The sequence below is a fragment of the Vibrio sp. 10N.222.46.A1 genome (genome assembly GCF_041473595.1).
Classification (GTDB): domain Bacteria; phylum Pseudomonadota; class Gammaproteobacteria; order Enterobacterales; family Vibrionaceae; genus Vibrio; species Vibrio tasmaniensis_A.
The window spans coordinates 1-2,588 of the sequence record NZ_JBFRSN010001348.1; the positions used below are offsets into that span (position 1 = coordinate 1).

General features: G+C 43.5%; 2 protein-coding genes. Both read left to right on the forward strand.

Translation table 11 applies throughout. The features are described from left to right. Positions 1-608: GntR family transcriptional regulator (locus AB4496_RS26505; RefSeq protein WP_372132879.1), on the forward strand; the 608-nt coding region annotated here is incomplete at its 5' end. 566 nt (positions 609-1,174) lie between these two features. Next, a complete protein-coding gene (dcuC, locus tag AB4496_RS26510) occupies positions 1,175-2,542 on the forward strand; it encodes an anaerobic C4-dicarboxylate transporter DcuC (RefSeq protein ID WP_009845449.1) in 1,368 nt (455 codons plus the stop codon). Positions 2,543-2,588 lie beyond the last annotated feature (46 nt).

Sequence of the window (2,588 nt, forward strand, 5' to 3'; positions counted from 1 at the left end):
AAGTATTCTCGGTAAGCCGTGTGACGGTTAGGCAAGCGTTGAAACTACTGATCGAAAACGATGAGCTTGAAAGCGTTCAAGGCAGCGGCACTTACGTCAAAGAGAACAAGATCAATTACGACATCTACAAACAGTCGAGCTTTCAAGAAAAGTGGGCGCATTTGGATGTGGTTACACACAGTGAAGTTCTGGCCTTCGAAATGAAGCCGTGTTCTTTGGCGATGTCTGAACATTTAGATATCAAAGAAGGCGAATTGGTTTTCTACGTAAAACGTGTTCGTTTCATAGACAACAATCCAATCACGGTTGAAGAAACTTGGTTACCTGTTGCCCTATTCCCAGATCTCACCTATCAAGTGATGCAGACATCAAAGTACGACTTTATTGAGAACACCAAAGGCATGGTGATTGATAGAAGTGAGCAGGAATTGGTACCGATTCTTCCGCCTGAAGATGTTGCGAAACAGCTAGGTATTGACCCAGCTCAGCCTATCATTGAAAAACGTACTCGCGGTTACCTTGCCAATAACACGGTGTTTGAATACAGCCGTAACTACTTCACGTCTAACGATTACCGATTTACTTTGGTCGCAAGACGCCAAAGGTAAGCAATACTATAGGCTTTGGTTTACCTAAACGAATGCACCAAAGAAGCTCTTCCACACTTAGAGCTTCTTTCGCCTTTAATACCAAATCACACACCAGATACGCGTTGTGTGATTTGATCACCGAGAATTAAATCTCCCTCCAGGCTTCAACGCGTAGTGCTCGATAGCATTAAAACCACTCTAAAACATCATAAGGCTGTAACACTTTGATTGTGCTCCCCACATCAAATCGCCCGTTCGTCTCTTGCCCCACATAACTCTCTTTTTCTCGCTATTATCACCATTTGCACATCAACGGCTAAAGTTATCCAACCCTTCCTGTCATATGAAACTAAAACAAGCAAAGGTGATCCAAGTTATATTCTAGGGAGTCACAAATTTTGTTTATTAACACCCAAACAACAGTAGTTAATCAATATTTACAACCACAATTAACATAGAAAAAAATGTTTGTCTTAGATCATACCAACCTCAACTATGCCTCGTGCCACAGTGCAGTTTTCTGTACATTCATTGTCATATTCTGAAACACTTTCTTATATTTTTTAAACTTTGTGGAGATTTCTATGTTAGAGCTCTTGATCGGATTAGTAATTACCATCGCTGTTGGTTACTTTATTGTGAAAGGCTATAAAGCGGCAGGCGTATTACTAACTGCTGGCCTTGCCCTACTTCTTATTACTGGCCTTATTGGTCACACAGTCTTACCAGCTAAAGTCGCCTCAACAGGTAACATGGTTACCGACTCACTCGAATTTGTTAAGTACATGCTTCAGTACCGTGGAGGCGGCCTAGGCATGCAAATCATGCTTCTTTGTGGTTTTGCTTCTTACATGACGCACATTGGTGCTAACAACGTAGTAGTGAAACAGTTCTCTAAACCGCTTGCTGCTATTAAATCTCCCTATGTACTTCTTGTTGCGGCTTACATCGTAGCGTGTCTAATGTCTCTAGCAGTAAGTTCTGCAACAGGCCTTGGTGTGTTACTGATGGCGACCCTATTCCCAATGATGACGGCGATGGGTATTTCACGCCCAGCAGCGGTTGCCGTTTGTGCATCACCTGCAGCAATCATTCTTTCACCAACCTCTGGTGATGTGGTTATCGCAGCTGAAAAATCAGGCATGTCTCTTGATGTGTTTGCTGTTCAAACAGTATTGCCTGTTTCTATCTGTGCAATCATCGTGATGGCTGGCGCGGCTTTCTTCTGGAACAAATACCTAGATAAAAAAGAAAACACGCCAATGGAAAAAGTAGACGTTTCTGAAATCGAAACAACAGCACCGGCTTTCTACGCTGCACTGCCATTCCTACCTATCATCGGCGTTTTCCTATTCAACGGCCGCACGATTCCAGGGCTTTCACTTGATATCTACACCATTGTTGTAGGTTCTATCTTCGTGGGCGCAGTTATCGATTACGTTGTTAAGAAGTTTGACGGCGAGAAAACATTAGAAGACTTAGATTCTTGCTACCAAGGCATGGCTGACGCGTTCAAAGGCGTGGTAATGTTGTTGGTTGCGGCGGGCGTATTTGCTCAAGGTCTAATGTCTATCGGTGCAATTGATAACCTAATCGGTCTTGCTGAATCGGCAGGCGCAGGCGGTATCGCATTAATGCTTATCCTAACAGGTTTAACGGTTGCTGCAGCTATCGCGACAGGTTCTGGTAACGCGCCTTTCTATGCATTCGTAGAACTGGCTCCATCACTAGCGGCGAAAATGGGCTTGAACCCAGCGTTCCTAATCATCCCTATGCTTCAAGCATCTAACCTAGGCCGTACCATTTCTCCAGTATCTGGCGTAATTGTTGCGACATCGGGTATGGGTAAAATCAGCCCGTTTGAAGTTGTAAAACGTACTTCTGTTCCAGTAATCTGTGGTCTTATCACGGTTATCTTTGGTACGCTGGTATTGGTTCCAATGGCAGCTTAACTTAAAGAAACACTCTATCTAGACTGATACAAGCTAAGATAGAGAT

Excerpts from the sequence above, each read along its gene's own strand:
- dcuC (WP_009845449.1), top strand. The coding sequence starts at position 1,175 with ATGTTAGAGCTCTTGATCGGATTAGTAATTACCATCGCTGTTGGTTAC.